The organism is Curtobacterium subtropicum, assembly GCF_030362975.1.
GTDB lineage: Bacteria > Actinomycetota > Actinomycetes > Actinomycetales > Microbacteriaceae > Curtobacterium > Curtobacterium subtropicum.
The window spans coordinates 24,840-44,997 of the sequence record NZ_JAUCMM010000008.1; the positions used below are offsets into that span (position 1 = coordinate 24,840).

Sequence of the window (20,158 nt, forward strand, 5' to 3'; positions counted from 1 at the left end):
GTCTAGTCCGCAGCGGGCCAGCCTTCGGCGACGAGTCGGCGGGTGTCTCCGAGCAGCTGGGACATCGACTTCGTGCGGGCGATGATCGGGAAGAAGTTCGAGTCCGACGCCCACCGCGGGACGATGTGCTGGTGCAGGTGCGCGGCCACGCCGGCACCGGCGATCTCGCCCTGGTTCATCCCGATGTTGAAGCCGTCGCAGTGCGACACCGCACGCAGGACGCGCATCGCGGTCTGTGTGAGCTCGGCCATCTCGCGGATCTCGTCCGCGGTGGCCTCGTCGTAGAGCGGGACGTGACGGTACGGGCAGACCAGCAGGTGCCCGTTGTTGTACGGGAACAGGTTGAGCAGCACGTACGCGTGCTCGCCGCGGGCGACGATGAGGGCGTCCTCGTCGGACTTCCGCGGTGCCTCGCAGAACGGGCAGTCGTCCTCGTGCCCACGACCCCGGCCTTCCCGCCCGGCGTCGATGTACGCCATGCGGTGCGGGTTCCAGAGCCGTTGGAAGGCGTCCGGGACCGCGGCGCCGGTCGCGGCGTCGCGGATCACCAGCGGGTCGTCGGCGGAACCCGAACCGGGTGCCCCGGGGCCGGCCACGTCGGTGACGTGACCGGTCCCGGGGACGTGCTCGGTGCCTCCCGTGCGGTCCATCAGACCTGCGTGCGGTCGCGGATCGCGGTGAGGATGCGCTCGACGGCTTCGTCGACCGGCACGCCGTTGTCCTGGCGTCCGTCGCGGAAGCGGAACGAGACCGCGCCGGCGTCGCGGTCGTCGCCACCGGCGATGAGCTGGAACGGCACCTTCGCCTTGGTGTGCGTGCGGATCTTCTTCTGCATGCGGTCGTCCGAGTGGTCGACCTCTGCGCGGACGCCGTGCGACCGGAGCTTCGCGACGACCTCGTCGAGGTAGTCGCCGTACTCGGCTGCGACCGGGATCGCGACGACCTGCACCGGCGACAGCCACGCCGGGAAGGCACCCGCGTAGTGCTCGGTGAGCACGCCGAAGAAGCGCTCGATCGAGCCGAACAGGGCGCGGTGGATCATCACCGGGCGCTGACGTGAACCGTCGGGTGCCGTGTACTCGAGGCCGAAGCGCTCCGGCAGGTTGAAGTCGAGCTGCACGGTCGACATCTGCCAGGTGCGGCCGATGGCGTCGCGGGCCTGCACGGAGATCTTCGGGCCGTAGAACGCTGCTCCGGCGGGGTCCGGGACGAGCTCGAGGCCCGACTCCTCGGCGACCTCGCGGAGGGTGTTCGTCGCGACCTCCCAGACCTCGTCGTCGCCGACGTACTTCTCGGGGTCCTTCGTGGAGAGCTCGAGGTAGAAGTCGTCGAGGCCGTAGTCGCGGAGCAGCGAGAGCACGAACTCGAGCGTCGTCGTCAGCTCCTCCTTCATCTTCTCCTGCGTGGTGAAGATGTGGGCGTCGTCCTGGGTCATGCCGCGGACTCGGGTCAGACCGTGGATGACGCCGGACTTCTCGTTGCGGTAGACGGTGCCGAACTCGAACATCCGCAGCGGCAGGTCGCGGTAGGACCGGGCCTGCGAGCGGTACGCCAGGATGTGCATCGGGCAGTTCATCGGCTTGAGGTAGTAGTCCGCGCCCTGGCGGGTGACGTTGCCGTCCTCGTCACGTGCTTCGTCCATGTGCATGGCCGGGAACATGCCGTCCTTGTACCAGCCGAGGTGCCCGGACTGCTCGAACAGGTCGCCCTTGGTGATGTGCGGCGTGTAGACGAAGGAGTAGCCCTCCTGCTCGTGCCGACGGCGCGAGTAGTCCTCCATCTCACGGCGGACGATGCCGCCCTTCGGGTGGAAGATCGCCAGGCCCGAACCGATCTCGTCGGGGAACGAGAACAGGTCGAGTTCGGCGCCGAGCTTGCGGTGGTCGCGCTTCGCCGCCTCTTCCAGACGGAGCTGGTACGCCTTGAGCTGCTCCTTGTCCGGCCACGCGGTGCCGTAGATGCGCTGGAGCTGCGGGTTCTTCTCGGAGCCGCGCCAGTAGGCGGCCGCGACGCGCATGAGCTTCGAGGCGTTGCCGATCCACCGGGTGTGCGGGACGTGCGGGCCGCGGCAGAGGTCCTGCCAGACGACCTCACCCGACTTCGGGTCGACGTTCTCGTAGACCGTCAGCTCGCCGGCGCCGACCTCGACGCTCTCGCCGGAATCGCCCTCGTCCGCTGCGCCCTTGAGGCCGATGAGCTCCTGCTTGAAGGGCTCTCCCGCCATGCGCTCGCGGGCTTCCTCGTCGCTCACGACGACGCGACGGAAGCGCTGGGCCTGGCGGATGATCCGGTCCATGCCCTTCTCGATCGCCTTGAGGTCCTCGGGCGTGAACGGCTCGGCGACGTCGAAGTCGTAGTAGAAGCCGTCGGTGACGGGCGGACCGATGCCGAGCTTGGCGTCCGGGTTGATCTGCTGGACGGCCTGGGCGAGCACGTGCGCGGCGGAGTGCCGGAGGATGTCGAGCCCGTCCTGCTCCTGCAGCGTCACGGCCTCGGCGGTCTCGCCGTCCTGCACGGTCGCGTCGAGGTCCTTGAGGACACCGTCGACGCGGATGGCGACGACACCGCGCTCGCCGTCGAAGAGCTCGGTGCCCGTCGTGGCCGTCGTCGCGGTGCGGGGCTCGGGTGCCTGGGGCAGGTCTGCGGGCTCGGGTGCGACTGCGTCGGTCACGATCGTGGTGCTCCTCGGTTGGTTCAGGGGTGGGACAAGACTAGTGCGAGGCCGCGGTCACTCAGGCGGGGACGCGGCCGAGCGTCGTGACGGGCAGGCGCGGCTCGAGGCGCTCCCGGCCCGAGAGCCCGTCGAGCTCGAGGAGCGAGGCGAAGCCGATCGCCTCGTAGCCGGCGCGTTCGAGCAGGGTGGTGGTCGCCGCCGCGGTGCCCCCGGTGGCGAGCACGTCGTCGACGACGAGCACCCGTGTACCCTGCGGGAGTTGTCCCGGGCGGAGCTCGAGCTCGGCCTCGCCGTACTCCAGTGCGTACTGCTCACTGAGGACCTCGCCGGGGAGCTTGCCGGCCTTCCGGACGGTCAGCACGCCGACCTGGTGCTGCGCCGCGATGCCGCCGGCGAGGGCGAAGCCGCGTGCCTCGATGCCGGCGACCGCCTGGAAGCCCGCGCCGACGGCGAAGGGTGCGGCGAGGGCCTCGCACACGCGACCGAACGCCACCGGGTCGGAGAACACCGGCGTCACGTCGCGGAACAGGATGCCCGGCTTCGGGAAGTCCGGGACGATGGCGGTCAGGCGTTCGACGAGTGCAGCTGCGGTTTCGGTCACCGCACAACGGTACGCGACGGCGAGGGTGACGCCGTCCGGCGACCCGATTCCTGTCCCTCGTTCTGGAGATCGCCGGGGTGCCCCTCCGTGGGTTCTCATGGTCTGCGACAGGTGGAGCGGACGCCAGGCGCGTCCGGATCGTTCCCGCTACGCACGGGGACAGGACGGGGACCATGCACTCGAGGACCAGGACGACGGTCGCGCGCGCCCTCGCGCTCGCGACCGTGCTCGCCGCGACGGTGGCGGGCACGGTCGTCGTCGCGGACCCGACCGCCGCCTCGGCGGCCGCCGTCGGACCGCTGCCGCCCGCAGCACTCCACACCGCGACGCCCGGACAGGTCTTCGCCGGCGGACTGTTCGTGCAACCGGACAGCCAGGCTGCGCAGGCGGCGACGGCGCTCGGCACGTCGGGGACGGCGACCGAGGCAGCAGCGGCCCGGACCATCGCGCAGCAGCCGGTCGCGATCTGGCTGGGCGAGTGGTACACCGGCGAGGCGCTGGACCGGGTGATCGCCCGGAACCTCGCCGCCGCCGAGCGGGTCGGCAGGACACCGGTGTTCGTCACCTACGCCGTCCCGAACCGCGACTGCGGCGGGTACTCGGCGGGCGGGCTCTCCCCGTCGGAGTACGCGGAGTGGAACCGTCGCATCGCCGCCGACCTCAGGGGGCACCGGGCCGTCGTGATCGTCGAGCCGGACTCCCTGTCCCACCTGAGCACGTGCACCGCCGAACGCGCGCGACGCCCGGGGATCATCGCCGGGGCCGTGCACGAGTACGCCACCGCGGGCGTCCCCACCTACCTCGACGGCGGCAACGAGAACTGGAACGACCCGGAACTGCAGGCGACCTACCTGCGAGGAGCCGGCATCGCCGAGGCCCGCGGCTTCTTCACGAACGTGGCGAACTTCTACCGTGTCGACGGCGAGCGTGCCTACGCCGAGCGGCTCAGCGCGCTGACGGGCGGTGCTCGGTACGTGATCGACACGTCGCGGAACGCCCGCGGGTGGCTCGGCACCTGGTGCAACCCGACGGGAGCTGGCCTGGGTCGCAGTCCGCACGTGGCCGCGGGGCGCACACGACTCGACGCCCTGCTCTGGATCAAGACGCCGGGTGCGAGCGACGGGACCTGCAACGGTGGACCGGCGGCGGGGACGTGGTACCCGTCGTACGCGGTCGCGCTGGTGGCGAACCGGAAGCGCTGAGCGCGGGCCCGGTGGCCGTCAGCGCCGCGGACTCCGGGCGTCGAGCCAGGACGACGACATCGAACCAGGCGAGCGTGCTGGTTCGATGTCGTCTCCGAGGTCCGACCGCGGGCCGACCCGCGGTCGCGCGGCGGTTCAGCGCCACATGCGCATCGCGGCGCTCTGCACGAGCAGGGCGAGCTCGCGCTCACGCCGCTCGCGTTCGAGCCGTTGCCGCGTGGCGAAGTCGACCGAGGGGCGCACGTGGTGCGTCCGACGGCTCCAGATGATCAGCGACATGCCGATCCGGAGCGCGATGCGGTCGGCGAGGGTGACCCGGCGGCGCACCGCGCGGGTGTCGGGGGGACGGACGTCGATGTCGTTCGACACGATGGTGCCTTTCGTGAGTGCCCGAGCGCACGCCTGGTGCGTGCCCGTGGGCAGGACAGATGGTTGCCCGAGGGCATGACGGGGAACCCGGTCGCCGAGCGCAGGAATGCGTCGGGAACGGGCCCGCGAGAACGCCCGAGGAATGCGGGCGGGAATGCATGCAGGGTGCGCAGGAATGCGCCCGGCTGCATTGTCGGAGACCGGTCTCGGCCCCCGGGTGGAGTCGTCGCGCGAGACGTCCGTCGCTCGCAGTCCACCCTCGACCCGCCCGCTGCGCGCTCGGCTGCCGTCAGGACGGGCATCCGACCGCTCGGACGCCCGTCAGCACGACGAGCGACCGCAGCGGGCGCTGCAGGTGGGGAACGGCGCAGCATGGCTGTGCCGGGTCGACCGGTGCGGTGTCACCACGCCGTCACGGCAGCGGTGCGAGCGCCTCGGTCGATCGAGGAGAACGGCTGGAGCGGGACGTCCCGCGTCAGTGCGACCGGAGCGGGGTGCCGCCGATCCCACGGATTCCACGGAACGGGTTCGTCGTGAAGATCATCATTGTGTCGGCCCCCTCTCGGTCTCGTACAGCCGTTGATGCTCGTGAACACTATCGGGGTCGGGAATGCGAGCGCAACCCCTTTCTCGAACAATTCTGGAATTGCATCCCGGGACGGGCGAGGACGTCCCAGGACGCAGCACGGCCCCGGTACCGCTGGGGTACCGGGGCCGTGCTGTGCGAGCGGGTCGGATCAGACCGTCGCCGGGGCGGACACGTGGGCGACGAGCCCGCCGTCCTCGACGTCGATCCGGACGGTGTCGCCGTCGTGCACCTGCTCGTCGACCACCAGGGTCGCGATGCGGTCGTCCACCTCGCGCTGGATGAGTCGACGCAGGGGGCGGGCGCCGTACTCCGGCTCGTGACCGTGCTCGGCCAGCCAGTCGGTCGCGGCGGTGGACACCGACAGGGTCATCCCCTGCGCGAGCAGCCGGAGCGCCGAGTCCTGCAGGAACAGGTCGACGATCGACCGGAGCTGCGAGCGTTCCAGCTTGCGGAAGAGCACGACCTCGTCGATGCGGTTGATGAACTCCGGCCGCATCGCCTCGCGCAGCTTGCCCATCACGCGGGCGCGGAGATCGTCCTCGGCGTACCCGTCGGAGGACCCGACGGGCGAGAACCCGAGCGCACCGGAGCGCGACGCCAGGAACTCGGACCCGATGTTCGACGTCATGATGACGACGGTGTTCCGGAAGTCGACCGTCCGACCCTGCCCGTCGGTCAGTCGACCGTCGTCGAGCACCTGCAGGAGCAGGTTGAAGACGTCCGGGTGGGCCTTCTCGACCTCGTCGAGCAGCACCACCGAGTACGGGTTGCGGCGCACGCGCTCGGTGAGCTGGCCGGCCTCGCCGTAGCCGACGTACCCGGGAGGGGCACCGACCAGGCGCGACACGGTGTGCCGCTCGCCGAACTCGCTCATGTCGAAGCGCAGCATCGCGGACTCGTCGCCGAACAGCGACCCGGCCAGGGCCTTCGCGAGCTCGGTCTTGCCGACGCCGGTCGGGCCGAGGAACAGGAAGCTGCCGATCGGGCGGCGCGGGTCGCCCATGCCGGTCCGGCTGCGCCGGACCGCGGTCGCGATCGCGCGCACGGCGTCGTCCTGGCCGACGACGCGCTCGTGGAGTTCGTCCTCGAGCGTGGCGAGTCGGGACCGGTCGCCCTGGGACAGGCGGGTGGCCGGGATGCCCGTGGCGCGGGACACCACCTCCGCGATGTCGGCCTCCGTGATCACGCGGTCGGCGGTGGTCGGACGGGAGGCGCTGCTCGCGTCACCCGTCGAGGCTGCGGTGATCCGCGCCTCCAGTCCGTCGATCTCGTCGCGCAGGCGTGACGCCTCCTCGTACAGCTCCTCGGCCACCGCCCGGTCCTTGTCGGCCTGCAGTTCCGCGACCTGGTCGCGGAGCGCCTCGACGTCCACGTCGCCCGACAGGGCGAGGCGACGGCGGGCACCGGCCTGGTCGACGAGGTCGATGGCCTTGTCCGGCAGGTGCCGGTCGGTGACGTAGCGGTGCGAGAGCTCCACCGCGGCGCGCAGGGCGTCGTCGGTGTAGGTGACGTCGTGGTGCTCGGCGTACCGGGGGGCGAGCCCGGCGAGGATCGCGACGGCGTCCTCGACGCTCGGCTCCCCCACCGTGACCGGCTGGAAGCGCCGCTCGAGGGCCGCGTCCTTCTCGATGCGGCGGTACTCGTCCAGGGTCGTCGCGCCGACCAGGTGCAGGTCGCCGCGGGCGAGGCGGGGCTTGAGGATGTTGCCCGCGTCCATCGAGCCGCCCTCGCCGCCGCCACCGGCACCGACGACGGTGTGGAGCTCGTCGACGAACACGATCAGCTCGTCGGCGTGCGCCGCGATCTCGTCCATCGCCGTGGTCAGGCGCTCCTCGAAGTCGCCGCGGTACCGGGTGCCGGAGAGCATGCCGGCCAGGTCGAGCGCCACGACGCGCTTGCCCCGGAGCAGGGCGGGCACGTCGCCGTCGGCGATGCGCAGTGCGAGCCCCTCGACGATCGCGGTCTTGCCCACGCCGGGCTCACCGATGAGGACGGGGTTGTTCTTGGTGCGGCGGAGCAGGACCTCGACGGTCTGCTCGATCTCGTCCGCACGGCCGATGACCGGGTCGATGCCGCCGTCGCGGGCGCGCTCGGTGAGGTCGGTGCCGAACCGGTCGAGCGTCGGGGTGTCGCTCATGGACTCGGCGGTGGTGTCGCTGGCTCCGGGCATCGGGCGCCCCTCTCGTGCTGCTGCCGCGGCCTGCTGGGCGTGCTCCTGCAGGTGCTGCGGGGTGACGCCGGCGCTCGCGAGCAACTGCCCGGCGACGGTGTCCTGGTCGGTGACGAGCGCGAAGAAGACGTGCTCGGGGTCGGTGTACGTGCTGCCGAAGGCCCGGGCGGCCTGCGTCGCCTCGAGCAGGATCCGCTGTGCGGTGCCGGTCAGTGCGGGCTGTCCGGTGCGCTCGGGACGGGGCTCCGCCGGGACGGGGAGCCGCTGCTCGACCTCGGCGGCGAACTGCTCCGGGTCGATGCCGGCGCTGCGCACGACCGCGCTGAACGGCTCGGTGCGCACGAGCACGTGCAGGACGTGCAGGGCGTCGATCTCGAACTGACCCTGCGCGACGGCGTACGCAGCGGTGCGCTGGAGCAGTTCGTGGGTGCGGCGACTGAGGAGTCGCGTGATGTCGACCGGGCGTCCCAGCGGTACGGATCGCTGGGCGCCGGCCTGCTGGGCCGCGATGAGCCGGGCGAGGAACGCGTCGAACGCGTCGTCGCCACCGGTCGGGCCGAACGTTGCTGGCAAAGGGACCTCCTGGGAACTTGAGTGCCTTCGACTCAATGCAACGCAGGGGGACCCGCTCCATTCCCGGCGGGCGAAGAAAGTTGCGTCAGACCGACTCAGGTCCGAGCGATGGGCGCCGTCGAGGCCTCGGTGATCCGGACGAGATCCTCGGGGGCGACCTCGATGTCGAACCCGCGGCGCCCGCCGGAGACGAAGATGGCCGGGTGTTCGAGGGCGGACGCGTCGACGACCGTGCGCAGGCGGGTCTTCTGTCCGACCGGGCTGATCCCGCCGACCACGTACCCGGTCCGCTTCTCGGCGAGGGCCGGTTGCGCGAGCGTGGCCTTCTTCCCGCCGAGCGCCGCGGCGATCGCCTTGAGGTCGAGCCGGTTCGCGACCGGGACGACCGCCACCGCGAGCTGTCCGTCCACGGCGACGACGAGGGTCTTGAAGACCTGGTCCTCGCGGAGCCCGAGCGCCGCCGCTGCCTCCTCGCCGAAGTTCGTCGCGGTCTCGTGGTGCTCGTACACGTGCGGCGTGAACGGGATCCCCGCCCGCTCGAGGGCGAGGGTCGCTGGGGTGCTCGGCGATCCTGCGGTCATGGCCCGATCCTGCCCGTCCGGACCTGCCGATCGGCTGCGGCACGCGGGCAGTACGCTGAACGGACCATGACCGTCGTCGAACTCCTCCTGCGCGCCCTCGCGGTGCTGCAGACCGGCGATGTCGCACTGCTCGGTCCCGGTGGCTCGCCGGTCCCCCTGCTCGCCGTGGCCGCGCTCGGTCTCGCGGCGGTCGCGGCCACCGTGCTCGTCGTCCGCCTCCTCGCGACCGTGCTCGGAGTCGATCCGGATGCCGGCGGTGCCGAGCGGACCGGTGCGGCGGTGGAGCGGCCGACGCGGATCGCGTGGAGCCACCCGGATGCCGACGGCCAGGTGCGGTCGCGAGCACCGGGAGCGCCGACACCGGCCTGACCACCCGCGGGTGGTCGGGTCACGTCGTCAGCGACCCCTCCACCGAACGGAACGTCATGGACCTCTCCACCCTGCCCGTCGTCAACGGCCTGCTGCAGGTCGGCGCCGACCTGCTCACCACCCTCACCACCGCCCTCTCCCCCGTCGCCGGGGGTGCGGCCGCCGCGCTGGCGGTCGTCGCGCTCACCCTGGGCGTCCGCACCGTGCTCGTCCCGCTCTCCGTCCTGCAGGTCCGGGCCGAGCGCGACCGTCGACGGCTCGCGCCACAGCTCGCTGCACTGCGCCGCCGGCACGGGTCCGACACCCGACGCCTGCAGGAGGCCGTGCAGCGGCTGTACACCTCGGAACGCGTCTCCCCGCTGGCCGGCTGCCTCCCGGTGCTCGCGCAGGCACCCGTCCTGTCGCTCGTGTACGCCCTGTTCACCCACGCGTCGATCGCCGGCGCCGCGAACGCCCTGCTCGACGCGACGCTGGTCGGGATCCCGCTCGGGCACACGCTGCTCGCCGTCGTCACGTCACCGCTGTGGGGTCACGCCTGGGTGGTGCTCGTGCTGCTCGCCGTCCTGGCGGTCGCGGTCGAGACGTCGCGCCGGGCCGCAGCGCGTTGGAACCCGGTCGAGGCTCCGGCACCCGGGCAGCCGGGGGCCGGAGCGACGGCGGCGCTGGCCCGGTGGGCGCCGTTCGTGTCCGTCGTCTTCGCCGCGGTCGTCCCGCTGGCCGCCACGCTGTACGTCGTCACGAGCGCCGTGTGGGCCGTCGGTGAGCGCGCGGTGCTGCGGCGACTGGTGCGCTGAGGCCGGAGCGGCAGCCGGCGCCGTCAACCGGTCAGCCGCCCTGGCCCTCCTGCTGCGGGCCCTGGTCGACCGGGTCGTACTCGGTGCCGCGACCCTGTTCCTCGTCGGGGGTGGGGACGTGTCGCTCGGTGCCGGTGCCGCCCGGGCTGGTCGCCACGTAGTCGGCCTCGCCGGACTGCGTGTCGTGGCTCAGCGCCTCGAGGGTCTCGGGATCGACGTCGTGCCGCGCGGCGTCGTGCCGGGTGCCGTCGTGCCGGGTGCTGTCGTGTTCCGGGGCGCCGGGGCCGGTTCCTGCGTCGGTGGTCATGCGTCCCGTCTACCCCTCGGGGACTGGTCAGCACCCCTCGGGGACCGGACAGCACCCCGTCGGGGGCCGGACGGGACGCCGTCGGGGTGGGAACATGAGCGTGTCCGGTGCGTCCGGACCGGGAGCGCGCATGGCCGACGAGGACGTCACGGCAGAACGGGCACGACTCGAGGCCCTCGCCTGGGGTGCCGGGGTCGAGCCGGAGGTCGCCGCGCGTGCTCGGCTCGCACTCCGCGACCTCGGGGGCACCGGGACCGACGCCGCCCGCGCCGCCGATCCGGGGACCCCACCCACCGCGGAGCCGGACGCGATGCGACCGGTACCGGCTCCGGCGTCCGACGCGACGCGACCGGCACCGGCAGCGGCAGCGGCAGCGGACGCACCGTGGACCGCGACCGGACCGAGCGGGCCGACCGCTGATCGGCAACCGGCCACGGGACCGGGCGTGCTCCCCGACGGCGGTGGGGCGGGCCTCCCGGCCGAGCGGACCACGTGGCGGACACGGGCGAGCGGGCTGCTCTGGACCGCGCGCCCCCGCGTGTGGATCGCGCTCGGCGCGGCGGTCGTCGTCGGTCTGGCGTTCGCGGCGGGCACGCTGGTCGGGACCTCCGACGGGCAGCAGGTCGCCGCGCCGAGCACGACACCGACGCCGGGGGCGATCACGCTCGAGGAGCTCCTCGACATCCCGCAGACCTACGCGGACCAGCTGCCCGGGCCGGTCGAGGCCCCGGTGAGCCTCCGGACGACGCGACTCGTCTTCACGAACCGGGCCCTGGACGGCAGCTCGTTCGAGACCCCGTGGAACGTGTGGGCGGGGGTGGGGACCGACCGCGAGACGATCTGCCTGGTGGCCACCGCGAACCGCCTCGAGTCGACCACGGCCTGCTACCCGCGTGAGGACGCCCTGCACGGGAACGTGTCGCTCTCCGCGCAGTCCACCAGCGGGACGCTGACGATCACGCTGCGCGGTGGCGGCGTCCAGGGCACGGTGACGAACGAGAACTGATCGGGACCGATCGGGAATGTGCGCCCGTGCATCTCGTTGGAGCGCTACAAGAATCTTCGGCGACCCCCTCGCGCGATCCGGATGCTCCGTGCAACACTGGAGGAGCGCACTCGCCGTGGAGTCGTCACATCACCGGGTCGTCCGACCCGCATCACACCCACCGCGAGCGCGCCCGCGCACCGCCGTCACGACGGCCGGTCCGACGCGCGCTCCGGCGTTCCCCGGAGGAGGTCAGCAGCGTGTCCACGAACACCACCACCTCGGCCGTGTCGACGAACACGCGGCCGATCACCGTCACCACCCAGTCGATCGTCGGCATCGCCGTGCTCGGGCTCGCCACCTTCTTCGCGATCACCACGGAGCTCATGCCGGTCGGGCTGCTCGGCACGATGAGCCGTGACCTCGACGTCAGCGAGTCGACGATGGGCATCGTCGTCACCGTCTACGCGGCGGCCGTGGCGATCCTCGCCCTCCCGCTGACCTCGCTGACGGCACGGCTCCCCCGCAAGGCGGTGCTGGTCGCGACACTCGTCGGGTACGCGGTCTCGAACGTGCTGGTCGCCGTCGCACCGAGCTTCGCCGTCGTGTGCGCGGGCCGCGTGGTCGGCGGTGTGGCGCACGCGCTCTTCTTCTCCGTCGCGTCCGCGTACGCGACACGCATCGTGCCACCGCGGCTCGCGGGTCGGGCCATCGCGTTCGTCTACTCCGGCAGCTCGCTCGGGTTCGTCCTCGGCGTGCCGCTCGCCACGTGGGTCGCGCAGACGATCGGGTGGCGCCCCGCCGTGGGTGCCGTGGCGCTCGCCGCGGCCGTGCTCGCGCTGGTCGCCCTCGCCTTCCTGCCCGCGGTGAGCGGGACCGCCTCCCCGCACATCGGCTCGCCGCGTGCCTGGGCACGGACCGGTCTGCTCTCGGTCGTCGTCGCGGACCTGCTGCTCTTCGCCGGCCACTACGTCGTCTACACCTACATCGGCCCCTACGCGATCGACGCCGGACTGGACGCCGGCATGGTGAGCGGCGCGCTGCTGGTGCTCGGTGGGACCGGCATCGTCGGGCTGTGGCTCGCGGGCATGTTCGTCGACCGGGCACCGCGGCAGACGCTGATCGCCGCCGTGGCCGTGATGGCCGCCGCGTTCGCGGTGCTGCCGTTCGTGCACGGATCGCTGCTCGGCACCATGGTGGTCGCGGGCGTCTGGATGGCCGCGAACGGCACGACCGGGACACTGTTCATGGCTGCGGCGATCCGGACGGGCGGCGTCTCCCCCGACATCGCCGGTGCCCTGGTGAACGGCGCGTCGAACATCGGCATCGCGGGCGGTGCAGCGGTGGGCGGCCAAGCGCTCAGCGCGGTCGGTCTGCAGTACCTGCCCTTCGCCGGAGCCGTCGTCCTGGTCGGCGCGCTCGGCGTCGTGCTCGCGGCGCGCCGTGGCTTCCCGGTGCACACGCACGCGCAGGAGCACCTGTCGACCACCTCGGTCGAGGCCATCACCTCGTCGCTCGCCGTCGTCACGTCCTCGGTGCCCGTCGTCAGTCGGGCGATCGCGACCATCACCGGGTCCGTCGGCGTGGTCACCGCGTCCGTCTCGACCGCCACCGGACCGTTGCGGTCCCGGCGACGCGGCTGATCCGGTCGGACGAGGACGAGGACGGGGCGCGTCGGTGTCGACGCGCCCCGCCCTCGTGTCCGGACGTGGCCGGCTGCGGTCAGTCCTGTGGGAGCGCCCGACGACGACGGGACGCAAGGACGGACAGCAGCCCACCGCCCGCCAGGAGCAGCAGCGCGGCGAGGGCGATCGCGGGGGCGACCTCGGCGCCGGTGAACGCGAGCGCACCGCCGCCCGACCCGCTGGCGCCCTGGCCGGTACCGCCCGCCACGGGTGCCGTGCTCGGCGTCGGTCCGTCGGTCGGCTGCGGCGGCACCGTCGGGGTCGGCTGCGGCGTGACGGCCACCTCGGCGAGGACGAGGCGCACGGGGACCGGCGTCCCGCCCACCGCGGCGGTCGTGAAGACCACCGGGTCGGACTGCTCGGCGCCCGTGCCGGCGGTGATCGTGTACTCGGTCCCCGGGCGGAGCCCCTCGAGGGCGAAGGCGCCGTCGTCGTCAGTGGTCGAGCTGACCGGCTCTCCGTCGTCGTCACCGGTCCGGGTCGCCACGACCGGGACGTCCGCGGCGGGGGCGCCGTCGGCGTCCACGACCGTGCCCGGTTGGTCGACCGTCGGCAGGGGCAGGACGAAGTCGACGGCGTCGGCCGGGGCCCCCGTGGCGGGCGTCGTGACCGTCCGGGCGGGAGCACCCTCGACACTCACGGTGTACTCCGTCGACGGCGTCAACCCCGTGATCGAGTACCCGCCGTCCGCGGACGTCTGCACCGTGACCACGGCACCCGAACCGGCCTCGACCGGCCGTGCGGTGACGGTCGTGTCCGCCACGGGCGTGCCGTCCTCGTAGCGGACCGAACCGGCCTGCGCGACGGTGACCGGCACCGGCGTCGTGAACGGGAAGTCCGCGCGGACCGTGCCGTCGGCGGTGACCACGACCGTCAGCTCGGTCGGCTCCGGAGCACCGGCGACCGCCGCCTCGGTGCGGACGGTGTAGGTGCCGGGCCGGAGCGCCAGGCCGTACCGGCCGTCGGACTCCGTCTCGACGGCGGCCACCACGACGTCGTCCTGCAGCACCTCCACGAGGGCCGGCGCGGCGGGCGCGGCGGGCGCGGCGCCGTCGAGCGTCACCCGTCCGGTGAGCGTCCCGACGCTGATCGGCAGCACGATCGGCGCGAGCGTGGCCACCGGGGCGCCGTCGGCTCCGGTCGTGCCGGAGACCGGTGGGGCGCCGCTCACGGTCGCGACGACCGTGGAGCCGGCCGGGAGGCCCGTGGCACGCCAGCGACCGTCGGCGTCGGTGACGACGGTGGCGAGGAGCGCCCCGGAGGGGTCCGTCACCGCCACCTCGACGTCGGCGACGGCGCGCCCGTCGGCGTCGACGACGGAACCGTCGAGGCCGACGGTCCCCGGCGGCGTGCTGAAGACGAAGTCGGCGTCGGCGACGTCGGCGCGCAGGTCCACCGTCGCGGGAGCGCGGTCGACCGTCGCGTTGTCCGGCGTCGCGATCGTCACCCGGTAGCCGTCGGCCTGGGTCAGGGCGTCGAACGTGTAGGACCCGTCGGCGCCGGTCGTCGTCGTGTACTCGGTGCCGTTGGGCCCGGTGACGGTGACGAGCGTGTCACGGAGCGGTTCACCGTCGAGCACCGCGCTACCGGAGAGGGACGAGGTCCGGTTCGCGAACCAGGTCTGGTAGACCGGCCGCCCGCTCCGCTGCTCGAAGGTGATCGTGAGCGTGGCGAGCGACGCCGTCGGTGTGAACCAGGCGCTGGCACCGGCGGTGTCGTTCGCCGCGGCGTTGCCGATCAGCACCCCGGTCGCCGGGTCCCAGGTCGGGACGTCCTGTCCGGGCGCGACACCGCCCGGGTCGGCGGGGCAGCTCCAGCCCGCAGGGGACACCGACGAGCACGAGTTGTAGGACCCCGCGTAGCCGAGCTGGTCGATCGCCGCCGGCGAGCCGTCCGCCAACGTCGCCGAGATCCTCGCCTGGTCGGCGTCGATGTCGCCGAGGACGAACGACCACCCGCCGGCTCCCGGCGTCCCGCCGGCGAAGGAGTACGTGGTCTCCGCCGGTTGCCCGGCGAGAGCGAGCTGGTTCAGGTAGGTGTTGCCGCGGCTGGTGCCGTAGGCCGCGCCCGGCGGCGTCGATGCCCCCTGCCACGTCGAAGCGCCGGAGACGACCGTCACCTGGCGGGAGGTCGACGTGAAGGTCGTCTCGGGGAAGCCCGGCAGTGCGACCTCGCCCGTCGAGGACCCGGGATCCCCGGGATCCCCGGAGACGGTGAAGGTGCCCCAGTTGCCCGTGGTCGCGGCCGACGCGCTCGTGCCGCCGCTCACCGCCAGTGCTGCTCCCAGTGCGACGGCGATACCGCCGGCGGTGAAGGTGCGCCATCTGCGCATGCGTGCTCCCCTGTGTCGGCGTCGACGAATCCTCGACGCTTCCTCAGGCTATCCGCGTACCGCGGACGGGGGCCAGGTCCGGGTGCGGAACGCGGCTCACGAGCCCTGCACGGCTGCGAGCAGCCGGTCGAGCGCGGCGACCTGGCCCGCCACGAGCAGCTCGCGGGCCTCGTCGACGGCCGCCCAGCGCGCGTCGTCCACCTCGGGGACCTCGAGGAACCGTCCGGACCCTCGCGGGAGCTCGACCTGCACGGTGTTGCTCCGCACCGCGTCGACCGCGAAGCCCTCCGCCTGCAGGGCGAAGACCCGCACCCGCTTCCCGGAGGCCTGCCGCACCTCGCCGAGGTCGAGCACGGAGCCGTCCGGGGCGGGGACGCCGATCTCCTCGGCGAACTCACGACGCGCCGCGTCGAGCGGGTCCTCCCCGGCCTTGAGGAGCCCCTTCGGGATCGACCACGCCCGTGGACGACGACGCCAGAACGGACCGCCCATGTGCGCGACGAAGACCTGGAGCCCACCGTCACTCGGCGACCGACGGTGCAGCAGGAGCCCGGCACTGGTGACCACCGGACGAGCCTACGACCCCCAGTGGTGTCGCGCTCAGCCCGCGAGCGTCCGGAGCTCCGCCGCGAGCTGCCGCGTCAGCCAGGCGACCCCGCGACCGTTCGGGTGCAGGGCCCCGGGCTCCATGTCGATGCTGCTGAGGTCGCCGGTGCCGGAGAGCGAGACGCCCGACACGTACGGTCGGTCGGTCGCGCAGGCCGAGTGCGCCTGCGACTCGGCGAACACGTCGACGAACGGCACCCCGGCTGCCTCGGCCGCGGACGCCGAGACCTCGTCGAGCGACTCCTGGACCCCGTGCAGGTACCGGACGTCGCTGTTCGTGAACGGGTAGGTGTCCCGCGGGAACGAGCCGACGAGCGACCCGAGGTCGAGCGCCGAGCGGAAGCAGCCCTTCGTCGGCGTGTGCGCGGCGTCCGGGAAGATCGCGGGGTAGCCGAGGAACACCACGACCGCGTTCGGGGCGGCACGTCGGACCGCGGCGAGGGTGTCGGCGATCCCCAGCGCCACCCGCGACCGGATGCGCACCTCGAGGTCGTCCACGCCGTCGTGCACGAGCGTGCTGCGGCAGGACGGCGCGTCCCGGCCGGAGAACACCGGGCCGCGGGACGACAGCGCGAGACAGGACGCGGCGGTGCCGAAGAGGTCGGCGTCGTTGCCACCGATCGTCAGCGTGACGAGCCGGGTGTCCTCGGACAACGCGCGGACCTGCGGTGGCACGCCGCGGAACTGGTACCCGGACACGACGTCGCGGCTGGTGGCGCCGGCGCAGGTCACGTCGGTCAGGGCGAACCCGAACCGCGCGGCGAGCCGGTGCGGGTAGTCCCGCGCCGACTGGCCGCAGGCGCTCGTCGGCAGGCGCGTGGGGTCGGACAGGCCGTAGCCGGCCGAGTACGAGTCGCCGAGTGCGACGTACTCACTGCCCGGCGGCAGGTCGGACAGGGTCTCGACCGGGTCGCCCGTTGCCGGGTACGGCGCCGGCACGGGCCACATCGGCGCCGCCGAGGCAGCGTCGGTCGACGCTCCCACGACGGGACCCCACGGTGCGACGACCGCTGCGGCCAGGACCGCGAGCACGGCGGCGACGGCGGTCAGCCGCTTCGGGCGGGCGGTGCGGTGCAGGAGGGCCTCCGGGTGGGCACGACGTCGGGACGGGCAAGGCTACCTGCCCGACCCGAGCGTCGGTGTCAGCGGCGTCCCAGGCGCCGTTCCCCGTTGCTGCCGGTCTGGTACTGCAGGCCGTAGTGCTCGTACAGCACCGGCTCGGTCGAGGCCTCGAGCTCACCGTCGGTCGGGATCGACGGCGCGTCCTTGACGAGCTTCTTCGGGAAGGTCACGAGCAGGTGCTTCGGTGCCACCGTCGCGCCGACGAGCGGGACGAAGAGCAGCTTCTGGAACCCGGGCAGCCCGGTCGTGACGGCGCCGAACGCGGGCTCCGACGTCGCGGTGTCGTAGTAGATGCTCTCGAGCGTGCCGATCTTGTCCTCGGTCTCGTCGACGACGGGCAGGCCGATCCAGTCACGGATGTTGGCGGCTTCGAACACGGGGCGCTCCCTTCGAGCAGGACAGGTACTCCTCGACGCTACCGACGCGTCCCCGACGCGTTCACGGCGAAGGGACCGGTCCGGCCGGAGCGGCGGCAGCGGCAGGGTCGACCGGCAGTGAGTCGACCGCGGCGAGCACGTCCTCGACCCCGACCGCGAGCAGCGCCGGGTCCGGGTCCTCGGCGAACACGTCGCCCCGCCGGACGGACGCGTCGGTGAGCACCACGTGCGGACCCGAGGCCGGCGGGCCCCACGCCTCGGGCGGCGCCGGACCGAACACCACCACCGACGGGATCCCGTAGGCGGAGGCGAGGTGCGCGGCACCGGTGTCGACGGTGACGACGAGCGCGGCCGACGCGATGACGCCCGCGAAGGCCTGCAGCTCCAGCGCACCGGCGAGGACCGCCTCCGGCGGCAGGCCGGCCGCCTGCGCGACGGCGGTGGCGCGCTCGACGTCGTCCGCGCCTCCCGTCAGGACCACGTCGAGGCCGCGCTCGCGCAGGCCGCGCACCACGGCGGCGAAGCGGTCCGTCGGCCAGTGCCGCGCGCCGTGGAAGGCGCCGATGTGCACGACCGCCGCGCCGGGCGCCACCGACGGCGCGACGGGGCGGGCGATGGCGACCTCGTCCGGGTCGGCCGGGATGCCGTGCCAGGTGACCAAGTCCGCCCAGCGCTCCCGCTCGTGCACGTCGTCGGGCCACACGGGACCCTCGTACCCGTGGGTCGGGTCGGCGTGTCCGATCACGCGACGGGCGGCGAGGGCGGCGACGAGGTCGGACGACTCGGGACCGGCGCCGTGCAGGTTCACCGCGACGTCGACCGCACCGGCCGGTGCGGCGATCGGGTGGTCGAGCCCGTGCTGCGCGAGGTGCACGTCCACCGGCAGCAGCTCGACGACCGGGGCCAGCCACCCGGTCGTGGCCAGGGTGATCCGGTGGCCGGGGAACGCCCGGCGGAGCGCGTGCAGGGCGGGGACGGCGACGAGTGCGTCACCGAGCTTGATGGCGCGGAGGACGAGCAGGTCGGGGCGTCCGTCGGACGGGGGCAGGGCGGGGACGGCGGTCACGGTCCGACGCTATCCGGCCACGCCTGGACCGGTTCCCGGCCTCCGGGCGGTACCAAGGAGCATGGCTCTCGCGAAGGACCGCCCCGTCCGCGGTCTGCTCTTCGACCGTGACGACACCCTCGTCATCGACGTCCCCTACAACGCCGACCCGCACAAGGTGGTCCCCGTTCCCGGTGCGCACCGGGCGGTCGAACGCGCCCGCGCCGCCGGTCTGCGCGTCGGGGTCGTGACGAACCAGTCGGCGATCGCGAAGGGTCTGGCCACCCGCGAACAGGTCGACGCGACGAACGCCCGCGTGGACGAGCTGGTCGGACCGTTCGACGTCTGGTGCGTCTGCCCGCACGACGCCGGCGACGGGTGCGACTGCCGGAAGCCGCGCCCCGGCATGGTGCTCGAGGCGGCCCGCCGGCTCGGACTCGACCCGTCCGAGCTCGTCGTCGTCGGGGACATCGGCGCCGACGTCCGGGCTGCAGCCGCCGCGGGCGCCCAGGGGATCCTGGTGCCGACCGCGCGGACCCGCACCGAGGAGGTGGACGCTGCCGAGACGGTCGCGGGATCGCTCGACGACGCGGTGTCCCTCGTGCTGGCCCGCGTCCCGGCAGCACACGCGTGAGCGGCGCCGAGCGGACCGGACGCACGGGCACCGCGCGCTCCGGCCCCCGTGTCCTCGTCGTCCGGCTCGACTCGTTCGGCGACGTCCTGGTCGCCGGTCCCGCCGTCCGCGCCGTCGCCGCCGGGGCCTCGCACGTCACGATGCTCTGCGGGCCCCAGGGTTCCCCCGCCGCCGACCTGCTGCCCGGTGTCGACCGGGTCCGGGTCTGGGCAGCCCCGTGGGTGACCGAGACCGCCCGACCGATCGACGACGCGCTGCTCGGCGAGTTCCGCGCGCTCGTCACCGAGGAGCAGCCCGACGAGGCCGTCGTGCTCACCTCGTTCCACCAGTCGCCCCTGCCGGTCGCCCTCCTGCTCCGCCTGGCCGGGGTGCCGCGGGTCTCCGGCGCGTCGGTGGACCACCCCGGGTCGCTGCTCGACGTGCGGCTCCGACCGGGCGAGGACCTGCCCGAGGACCTCCCCGAGCCCGAGCGCGCCCTCCGCATCGCCGAGGCCGCCGGGTTCACCCTGCCGCCGGGTGACGACGGGAGGCTCGCGGTGCGGCACGACGCCGTCGCACCGCCCGAGGTGGCCGCGCTGGACCGCTACGTGGTCGTGCACCCCGGTGCGAGCGTCCCGGCACGCTCCTGGCCCGAGGACCACCACCGCGCCCTCGTCGCGGCCTACGCCGAGCGCGGGGTCCCGGTGGTCGTCACCGGCAGCCCGGGCGAGCGAGCGCTCACAGCGGCCGTCGCGATCGACGGCGCGGTCGACCTCGGCGGTCGGACCTCGCCAGCGGAACTCGCCGCCGTGCTCGCCGGCGCCGAGGTCGTCGTCGTGGGGAACACCGGACCGGCACACCTCGCCGCCGCGGTCGGCGCGCGGATCGTCAGCCTGTTCTCCCCGGTCGTGCCCGCGGTGAAGTGGGCGCCGTACACGCCGGACGTCGAACTGCTCGGCGATCAGACGGCCGCCTGCCGCCTGAGCCGTGCGCGGGAGTGCCCGGTCCCCGGCCACCCGTGCCTCTCCGGTGTCGGCGTGTCGGAGGTGCTCGCAGCCCACGACCGCCTGCTCGCGCGTGCGCCCGGCTCCCCCGCCGACGAGCACCGCACTGCGCTCAACGGATGAAGCAGGAGAAGCTGCGAGGAGCACCAGCAGCGGTTCC

At 73.4% G+C, this 20,158-nt stretch carries 19 protein-coding genes; 7 read left to right on the forward strand and 12 right to left on the reverse strand.

What is annotated here, in order from left to right; translation table 11 throughout:
• Positions 1–2: 2 nt before the first annotated feature.
• From QUG98_RS11745 to QUG98_RS11755, 3 genes are all read right to left on the reverse strand, one after another.
• Positions 3–650: an HIT family protein gene (locus QUG98_RS11745; RefSeq protein ID WP_289470699.1), complete on the reverse strand. Its 648-nt coding sequence runs from the start codon at positions 648–650 to the stop codon at positions 3–5.
• Positions 650–2,638, reverse strand: coding sequence for a threonine--tRNA ligase (gene thrS / locus QUG98_RS11750; RefSeq protein WP_289470839.1), 1,989 nt, complete (start codon positions 2,636–2,638; stop codon positions 650–652). Before thrS ends, QUG98_RS11745 begins: the two co-directional genes overlap by 1 nt.
• Before the next feature lie 94 nt (positions 2,639–2,732).
• Positions 2,733–3,275 (reverse strand): adenine phosphoribosyltransferase, encoded by a 543-nt coding sequence (locus QUG98_RS11755; protein WP_289470700.1) that lies wholly within the window; start codon positions 3,273–3,275, stop codon positions 2,733–2,735.
• 173 nt (positions 3,276–3,448) lie between these two features.
• Here QUG98_RS11755 and QUG98_RS11760 point away from each other — a divergent pair, with 173 nt between their 5' ends.
• On the forward strand, positions 3,449–4,477 hold the full coding sequence (locus QUG98_RS11760) for a glycoside hydrolase family 6 protein (protein ID WP_289470701.1): 1,029 nt from the start codon (positions 3,449–3,451) through the stop codon (positions 4,475–4,477).
• Positions 4,478–4,612: 135 nt separating this feature from the next.
• On the opposite strand, the gene QUG98_RS11765 is transcribed toward QUG98_RS11760, so the two are convergent.
• The 3 genes from QUG98_RS11765 to ybaK form a co-directional block, all read right to left on the reverse strand.
• The gene (locus tag QUG98_RS11765) at positions 4,613–4,846 is read right to left on the reverse strand and encodes a hypothetical protein (protein WP_289470702.1); all 234 of its coding nucleotides are present in this window, start codon (positions 4,844–4,846) and stop codon (positions 4,613–4,615) included.
• A gap of 737 nt (positions 4,847–5,583) precedes the next feature.
• The gene (locus QUG98_RS11770; RefSeq protein ID WP_289470703.1) at positions 5,584–8,178 is read right to left on the reverse strand and encodes an ATP-dependent Clp protease ATP-binding subunit; all 2,595 of its coding nucleotides are present in this window, start codon (positions 8,176–8,178) and stop codon (positions 5,584–5,586) included.
• A gap of 95 nt (positions 8,179–8,273) precedes the next feature.
• Positions 8,274–8,759, reverse strand: a complete 486-nt coding sequence (gene ybaK, locus QUG98_RS11775) for a Cys-tRNA(Pro) deacylase (protein WP_289470704.1) — start codon at positions 8,757–8,759, stop codon at positions 8,274–8,276.
• A gap of 66 nt (positions 8,760–8,825) precedes the next feature.
• On the opposite strand from ybaK, the gene QUG98_RS11780 reads away from it, so the two are divergent.
• Together QUG98_RS11780 and QUG98_RS11785 are read left to right on the forward strand one after the other, a co-directional pair.
• Positions 8,826–9,128 (forward strand): hypothetical protein, encoded by a 303-nt coding sequence (locus QUG98_RS11780; RefSeq protein ID WP_289470705.1) that lies wholly within the window; start codon positions 8,826–8,828, stop codon positions 9,126–9,128.
• A gap of 56 nt (positions 9,129–9,184) precedes the next feature.
• The gene (locus QUG98_RS11785; protein WP_289470706.1) at positions 9,185–9,922 is read left to right on the forward strand and encodes a YidC/Oxa1 family membrane protein insertase; all 738 of its coding nucleotides are present in this window, start codon (positions 9,185–9,187) and stop codon (positions 9,920–9,922) included.
• Positions 9,923–9,953: 31 nt separating this feature from the next.
• Here QUG98_RS11785 and QUG98_RS11790 read toward each other — a convergent pair whose 3' ends face one another.
• Positions 9,954–10,229 (reverse strand): hypothetical protein, encoded by a 276-nt coding sequence (locus QUG98_RS11790; RefSeq protein ID WP_289470707.1) that lies wholly within the window; start codon positions 10,227–10,229, stop codon positions 9,954–9,956.
• A gap of 130 nt (positions 10,230–10,359) precedes the next feature.
• Here QUG98_RS11790 and QUG98_RS11795 point away from each other — a divergent pair, with 130 nt between their 5' ends.
• Positions 10,360–11,235, forward strand: a complete 876-nt coding sequence (locus QUG98_RS11795) for a hypothetical protein (protein ID WP_289470708.1) — start codon at positions 10,360–10,362, stop codon at positions 11,233–11,235.
• 239 nt (positions 11,236–11,474) lie between these two features.
• Entirely contained in the window at positions 11,475–12,857 is a 1,383-nt protein-coding gene (locus QUG98_RS11800) for an MFS transporter (protein WP_289470709.1), read from the forward strand.
• Between the two features lie 79 nt (positions 12,858–12,936).
• Here QUG98_RS11800 and QUG98_RS11805 read toward each other — a convergent pair whose 3' ends face one another.
• The 5 genes from QUG98_RS11805 to QUG98_RS11825 all read right to left on the reverse strand — a co-directional run bounded on the left by QUG98_RS11805 (position 12,937) and on the right by QUG98_RS11825 (position 18,402).
• Complete coding sequence (locus QUG98_RS11805; RefSeq protein WP_289470711.1) at positions 12,937–15,231, reverse strand: MSCRAMM family protein; 2,295 nt, start codon at positions 15,229–15,231, stop codon at positions 12,937–12,939.
• A 96-nt stretch (positions 15,232–15,327) separates the two neighbouring features.
• Positions 15,328–15,798 carry an NUDIX hydrolase gene (locus QUG98_RS11810; RefSeq protein ID WP_289470712.1) on the reverse strand — a complete coding sequence of 157 codons (471 nt, stop codon included), beginning with the start codon at positions 15,796–15,798 and terminating at the stop codon, positions 15,328–15,330.
• A 33-nt stretch (positions 15,799–15,831) separates the two neighbouring features.
• Complete coding sequence (locus QUG98_RS11815) at positions 15,832–16,821, reverse strand: SGNH/GDSL hydrolase family protein (protein ID WP_289470713.1); 990 nt, start codon at positions 16,819–16,821, stop codon at positions 15,832–15,834.
• Between the two features lie 158 nt (positions 16,822–16,979).
• On the reverse strand, positions 16,980–17,336 hold the full coding sequence (locus QUG98_RS11820; protein WP_058727884.1) for a PRC-barrel domain-containing protein: 357 nt from the start codon (positions 17,334–17,336) through the stop codon (positions 16,980–16,982).
• Positions 17,337–17,397: 61 nt separating this feature from the next.
• On the reverse strand, positions 17,398–18,402 hold the full coding sequence (locus tag QUG98_RS11825; RefSeq protein ID WP_289470714.1) for a glycosyltransferase family 9 protein: 1,005 nt from the start codon (positions 18,400–18,402) through the stop codon (positions 17,398–17,400).
• 61 nt (positions 18,403–18,463) lie between these two features.
• On the opposite strand from QUG98_RS11825, the gene QUG98_RS11830 reads away from it, so the two are divergent.
• Positions 18,464–19,015 carry a D-glycero-alpha-D-manno-heptose-1,7-bisphosphate 7-phosphatase gene (locus tag QUG98_RS11830; RefSeq protein ID WP_289470715.1) on the forward strand — a complete coding sequence of 184 codons (552 nt, stop codon included), beginning with the start codon at positions 18,464–18,466 and terminating at the stop codon, positions 19,013–19,015.
• Entirely contained in the window at positions 19,012–20,121 is a 1,110-nt protein-coding gene (locus QUG98_RS11835) for a glycosyltransferase family 9 protein (protein WP_289470716.1), read from the forward strand. The genes QUG98_RS11830 and QUG98_RS11835 overlap by 4 nt, the downstream gene beginning before the upstream one ends.
• Positions 20,122–20,158 lie beyond the last annotated feature (37 nt).